Genomic DNA, 6,221 nt, shown 5'->3' on the forward strand with positions numbered 1-6,221 from the left:
AGCCACCGCCATTTTGAAAACCCACTCTATGAGAAATGTTAACGGTTGCCGCCCAATGGGAACACGTAGCCTACCGTAGCCTGTGCATTGAGTACGTTGTATGTTGAATTGAAGACGATGTCATTAGCCACATTGCCTAACCCATACAGTCCCCGTAGTTCAAGAACCACCTGCCCCTGCCCGGCTTTCAGGGCTGCCCCAATCCCGGCAACCGCCCCAAAACTGAATCGCCCGCCTGAGCCGTCGAGCGACTGCTTCTGGCCGTTCAAACTGGCACTGGATAGGTACGCCCCATAAGGACCTACATTTATGAAAAACTGATTGCCGTTGACTGATCCTGATGCGATTTTAAGTAACAATGGCACTTCGAACCGGTCGGTGGCCTGTGTCAACGATGACCCTCCTCCTGCCGTGTTCTTCAGCGCGTAACGGCTGTAGTTCAGTTCGGGCTGGAAAGAAAGGACCCCCCGGCCAAAATTGAAAACGAATCCCCCGACGAAACTTAACGTTGGGTCAGCATTGATGGGTGGTAATCGGTCTAAATAAATCAGGCGGGTGAGGCCTCCCCGAACGCCAATCCGTACATTCGACCGACTGACATCCACCGAAATGGGCTGTTGCCGTTCGACACTGGCAACCGGCTCCGGCGGGGCAGACTGTGGCGCGGGCCGACTGGCTGGGCGTTCTACCGGTGCCGATGTAGCGGAAACGGGCGTCAGCGGCCCTGGTTTTTTTACGTAGCCGTGATATTGATCGTACAGCTCTTGCCGACGATTAGGCGAGGCTGTCTCGGGTGAGACCGACGTAGCGGGTGGCCGAACCAACGGTTGGCTGGCAGTTGCCGTTGTGCTGGCTGGATTTGTAGTTGATTGAGTTTGGGACTGTGCGGTGCCCGTAGCGAACATACCGACGGCCAGAACAAGAACAACTGATTTCATGGGCTAAATAAAAGATAATTGGTAACGCAAGATTAGTCGATAATCTACTAAATACCGTAACACATATTGCAGGAAGTGGGCTGATCTGTTGAGTATACGGTAAACATTTGACGGAGCCGGTGGGTTGCTAAGAGTCGTGGAATACAACCCCTGTCCCCAATCGGAATGAAAACAGACCATCAGCGTACCGCCTTCATCACGGGGGCCAACAAGGGTATTGGCAAAGAAACAGCCCGGCAGTTGGCCCAGCGCGGGTTTGCCGTGTTTATTGGTGCCCGCGACATGGCCAAAGGCCGGGCTGCGTCGGAGGAACTGTGCAGCGAAGGCTATGAAGTGACGTTTATCCACATCGACGTGACCGACCCCGTCAGCATCAAAAATGCCAGCGGCACGTTTTCTCAGAAAGCCGACCACTTAGATGTTTTAATCAACAACGCAGCGATCCTGAATGATCACGGCGAGGATATCGTTAAGCTGAACGCCGAAATGCTCGACCGGACGCTGAAAGCCAATGTAAACGGCCCCATTTTAGTAACCCAGTACTTTTTGCCGTATCTGGAAAAATCACCCAACGGCGGGCGTATCATCAACGTGTCGAGCGGGGCGGGGTCGCTGAGTCGCATGGACACCTACGCCCCCGCCTACAGCATCTCTAAAACGGCGCTGAACGCTGTGACAAAGCAATTTGCGGGGGCATTACAACAGCGAAACATTGCCGTCAACTGCGTAGATCCCGGTTGGGTACGAACCGATATGGGCGGAGCCAGCGCCAACCGTCCGGTTGAGCAGGGGGCCGAAACAATCGTTTGGCTGGCAACCGACGCCCCTCAGTCCGAAACCGGCAAATTCTGGCACGACAAGCGGGAGATGGAGTGGTAAATCAGTCGGTTAGTCAGTCAGTTAGTAGCTGACGCAGGCAACCGCTGACCGACTCACCAACTGACTGACTAACCGACTATCTTCGTCCCATGAATCAACAACGCCTTATTCTGGCCAGTCCGCTGCTGGAGATCGTGGTGAGTCGCCTGACGCAGGAACTGATCGAAAAGCACCAGGATTTTGCTGATACGGTCCTGCTGGGTATGCAGCCGCGTGGTATCTATTTTGCCGAGCGTATCGGGCGGGAACTGAACCGGACGCTGGCCGGGCGTGACCCTGCCCACACGGTACCCCTGGGTTATCTGGACGCCACCTTCTACCGCGATGATTTCCGCCGACGCGATTCGCCCCTACGCCCCAACGCTACCCACGTGCCCTTTGTGATCGAGGATAAACGCGTGATCCTGATCGACGATGTGCTGGCAACGGGTCGCATGGTCCGGGCCGCCCTCGACGCGATGACCGCTTTTGGCCGACCCCGCAAGGTGGAACTGCTGGTGCTGATTGACCGGCGCTACAACCGCGACCTGCCCATCAAACCCGATTATACGGGTAAGCGCGTTAATACGCTCGAATCGCAGCGGGTGCTGGTAGAATGGACTGAGCAGGGGGCCGAAGCCGACCGAATCTGGCTCGTTGGTTAATTTTTATCCGATGCATATATCCCTCATTGCTCCCGTTACCATCCAGAAAATCGACGGCGGAGTCGCAACGGAAGCTCCCGATCTGCTGGCCGTTGAAGAACCACTCGAAATTCGGCTCGGCTTCGGCCCCACCACCGACCGGCAGCAGCGGCCCATCTCGGTCACGATGCGAACGCCGGGCAACGACGAGGAACTGGCCATGGGCTTTCTGTTCACAGAGGGCATCATCCACCGCCCCGCCGACATTGTTTCGTGTCGCCACTGCGTGCAGGACTCTGCCAAAGAAGGCAACGTACTGCGGGTCGAACTTCACCCCGACGTACAGGTGGACTGGGCGCGGCTAAGTCGTAACACGTTCACGTCATCGAGCTGCGGGTTGTGTGGCAAAGCCACCATCGAATCGGTCATGGCCATTGTCTCCGGTTTCCTCACGTCTACTCTACGGGTCGATCCCCGTGTACTTCACGCCCTGCCCAATCGCGTTCGTGAGGTGCAGCGGGCGTTTGCCTACACGGGCGGCATTCACGCGGCTGCCCTGTTCGATGCCGACGGTACGCTGCGGTTAGTGCGGGAAGACATCGGCCGTCACAACGCCCTGGACAAGCTTATTGGCGCGGCTTTCTGGCAGGGTTGGTTGCCCCTCAGCCAGTCGGGCATATTTCTGAGCGGACGGATCGGCGTTGAACTGGTTCAGAAGAGCTGGCTGGCGGGCGTACCATTACTGGCAGCGGTAGGGGCACCGTCGAGTCTGGCGGTTCAGATGGCGCAGGAAGCCAATATGACCCTGGCTGGTTTCGTCCGCGATGGGCGATTTAATCTGTACAGTGGGGCGGAGCGGGTAGCTTCTCGCCCATAGAGCAAGGGGCAATCACCCTCCGGGCATGAGCATCAGAACGGCTCCCGGCTGAATGCGAGCACTGAGTTTATTGATGCGGCCCCGGTACTCGCCGTCGATCTGAAAATAAGCCCGCCGTTGGGTTTCAATGGTGACGGACGTAGCCTGGAAAATCTCGACGTTCTTTGGGTTGAACGGCTCGTACTGCCAGAACGACTTCAGGATTTCCCAGCCCGTTAATCGTCGGAAAATGACAACCTCAAACTTCCCATCGGACAAATCACCGTCGGGATTGATAACAGCGCCAGTGCCATACATGCGGGCATTGGCCAGCACAATCATGAGCGCAACTCGCTGAATGCAGTCGTCACCGGCGTTGATTTCGACCCGTAGCAGCCGCCGTCTTTGCAGGGACTTCACCACGCTGCGTACATAGCCGAACATGCCCCGCCAGTTGTTTTGCTGGTAGTGTTTCACCACCTGCGCATTCAGACCAATGTCGCTCAGGTGCAGACAGATATCGGTATCATTGATCAGAATAATGTCGATTGGCTTCGGCGTACCGCTGGTTATTATGTCTAAGCTGCCCTGAATGTCGGTCGGGATACCCAGTTCGCGGGCCATGCCGTTGGCCGATCCGGCGGGTAAAATGCCGAGCGCTATACTGGTGCCAAGCAGGTGCTGGGCCACGATCTTAACCGTGCCGTCTCCCCCCACGGCGACGACCCGGTCGGGTTTGAACTGGGCAATTGCCTGGCGCAGGGCTTCGCCGTCGGTCTCGCCGTTGAGGGTGAGCAGTTCGACCGTGTGGGGCAAGTCGGCAAAATAGTCGTTGATGCCGACTGTCCAGGCGGTTTTATCTTTACCACCCGAAACGGGATTGATCGCAAATAAAAAGACCAACCGCATCGGCGGTTCGACTTCTGAGTGGTTATGCGTTATCAATGTCGAGCATTAACGGAACGGTACAATGGATATTCAACCAAAACCAGTTAATAAACAACGTCTACCCGTTAGAAGTAGGCTTAGACACTATTTCTTAACACGGCTTCGGCTTACCGACCAGCCCGTTGTCAAACTCTACCGGGGATTTGGCAACGCCAGCCAACTGACTATTCACGGAAGTGTGCTGCGCCGGAGCGCCCTGCCCCGCACCAAGTACCGCGATGGTATTTTGGTGAATCTGCTGGCCGTCATTCGGCTGTTTATGGTGCAGCCCTACCCAGAGGCCACCGTCCGGGTTCGGTTTGGTGAGCAAACGGCCGAAACACAAACCGACCCCGATGGCTACTTCCGGTTTGACCTTCCCCTCACGCAGCCGGTACAGCCGGGCTGGCATCTGGTCCGGGCCGAGTTGCTGTCCCAAACACTCACGCCCGAAGCTGTGCTGGCCCAGGGGGAGGGGAAGGTGCTGGTGCCGCACCCAACGCACATCGCCTGCATCTCCGACATCGACGACACGTTTCTGATTTCGCACTCGGCCACGATTCTCAAGCGGATGCGGGTGCTGCTCACCGAAAACGCCCACAGCCGCCGACCGTTTGAGGGGGTAGTCACGCATTACCAATTGCTGGCCGAGGCCCACAGTGGCCCCGACCGGACCAATGCGTTCTTCTACGTATCGAGTAGTGAATGGAATTTGTACGACTACATTCTGGACTTTTCGGCAAAAAACGGGTTGCCTGATGGTGTGTACCTGCTGAGTCAGTTGAAGCGATTCAAAGACTTGCTGAAAACGGGTCAGAACAAACACAAAACCAAGTTTACGCGCATTGTCCGCATTCTGGAAACCTTCCCGACGCAACAGTTCATCCTGCTCGGCGACGATACGCAGGAAGACCCCAGCATTTACGCGTCGGTGGTTGAGCACTTCCCCCGTCAGATTCGTTGCGTCTACATCCGGCAGGTCCACCACAAGAACCAGCCCGGAACCCGCATCACACTGAGCCGAATCGAAGCCGCTGGCGTACCCTGTTGCTACTTTGCCCACAGCGCCGACGCTCGTCGGCATTCGGTGGAGGCTGGATTAGTAGCAAGTTGACTTTCGTGCGCTGGACGTATAGAAGTGGTTTGCTTACAATGTGTTAGGGTTCATCCGGGTAGACTGGCCTGACAATTGATTGGCTAACGGATAAATACAATTAACCGTAATACAATTATTCGTCGGAGTTTTACACTATTTTCTGATGCGTTCGATAACTAACTTTATGTAAAGTGATTATAGATAGAAGTGCAATCTTAATAGCTTTAGAGGTAATCTTAGAAAAAGTAAAATTGACTATTTGTGCTTATGAAAGGATCAGTATTTTTTGCCCTTGCCATAGGATCGGTGCTGGCTTGCCAACAGGAAAAGACTGCTTCTGTTGATACTGCAACCAACCCAACTACTTCCCAAGAGTCAAAGCAGGAAAGAAACAAGCGAATCGTGTTAGCTCGGATGCACGGATTTGAAACAGGAAATGTGGATTCAGTCATTAGAGCAGAAAATACGGCCGTTGATTTTATCGACCGTCGGGAAGGAAGTATTCCTAAAAAAGGTATTCAGAACGCCCGAGCCGGTTTACTACAATTGATGAAAGCCTTTCCTGACTATAAGGGAGATAATTTTATGGCAGTAGCTGAAGGCGATGATGTACTGGTTTATGGAGAGTGGAGCGGCACCTGGAAGAATGACTTTTTGGGGATGAAAGCCACAGGTAAGTCTTTCAAGACCAATGATGTAGCTATTTTAAAGTTAAACTCAGAAGGGAAAGTAGTGGAGCATCATGGCATTCAACCCTTCGCCACAATAGCTAAGCAAGTTGGAATGCGTTTGCCTGAACATCCTTCGTATGCTACTGGAATAGGTTTACAAAGGGGAACAAAACTGATTATCAGCTTGGTATTGCACATTTCCGTACCGAACTTTTTTATACGGATACCATT

General features: G+C 54.4%; 7 protein-coding genes. 5 read left to right on the top strand and 2 right to left on the bottom strand.

From position 1 onward, the window contains the following. Positions 1-38 precede the first annotated feature (38 nt). The gene (locus tag ACYVHB_RS30265) at positions 39-938 is read right to left on the bottom strand and encodes a porin family protein (protein ID WP_461055772.1); all 900 of its coding nucleotides are present in this window, start codon (positions 936-938) and stop codon (positions 39-41) included. Positions 939-1,103: 165 nt separating this feature from the next. Between ACYVHB_RS30265 and ACYVHB_RS30270 the strand changes: the two genes are divergently transcribed. The 3 genes from ACYVHB_RS30270 to fdhD all read left to right on the top strand — a co-directional run bounded on the left by ACYVHB_RS30270 (position 1,104) and on the right by fdhD (position 3,317). Beyond that, a complete protein-coding gene (locus tag ACYVHB_RS30270; RefSeq protein WP_461055773.1) occupies positions 1,104-1,817 on the top strand; it encodes an SDR family oxidoreductase in 714 nt (237 codons plus the stop codon). An 89-nt stretch (positions 1,818-1,906) separates the two neighbouring features. Next, positions 1,907-2,461, top strand: coding sequence for a bifunctional pyr operon transcriptional regulator/uracil phosphoribosyltransferase PyrR (pyrR, locus tag ACYVHB_RS30275; protein ID WP_461055774.1), 555 nt, complete (start codon positions 1,907-1,909; stop codon positions 2,459-2,461). A gap of 16 nt (positions 2,462-2,477) precedes the next feature. Next, a complete protein-coding gene (gene fdhD / locus ACYVHB_RS30280; RefSeq protein ID WP_461055781.1) occupies positions 2,478-3,317 on the top strand; it encodes a formate dehydrogenase accessory sulfurtransferase FdhD in 840 nt (279 codons plus the stop codon). Positions 3,318-3,329: 12 nt separating this feature from the next. On the opposite strand, the gene ACYVHB_RS30285 is transcribed toward fdhD, so the two are convergent. Then, complete coding sequence (locus ACYVHB_RS30285) at positions 3,330-4,205, bottom strand: diacylglycerol/lipid kinase family protein (RefSeq protein ID WP_461055775.1); 876 nt, start codon at positions 4,203-4,205, stop codon at positions 3,330-3,332. 61 nt (positions 4,206-4,266) lie between these two features. On the opposite strand from ACYVHB_RS30285, the gene ACYVHB_RS30290 reads away from it, so the two are divergent. Further along, positions 4,267-5,337, top strand: coding sequence for an App1 family protein (locus tag ACYVHB_RS30290; RefSeq protein ID WP_461055776.1), 1,071 nt, complete (start codon positions 4,267-4,269; stop codon positions 5,335-5,337). 249 nt (positions 5,338-5,586) lie between these two features. Then, a partial coding sequence (locus ACYVHB_RS30295; RefSeq protein ID WP_461055777.1) for an ester cyclase occupies positions 5,587-6,221 on the top strand: 635 nt, incomplete at its 3' end.

Source organism: Spirosoma arcticum (assembly GCF_054779955.1).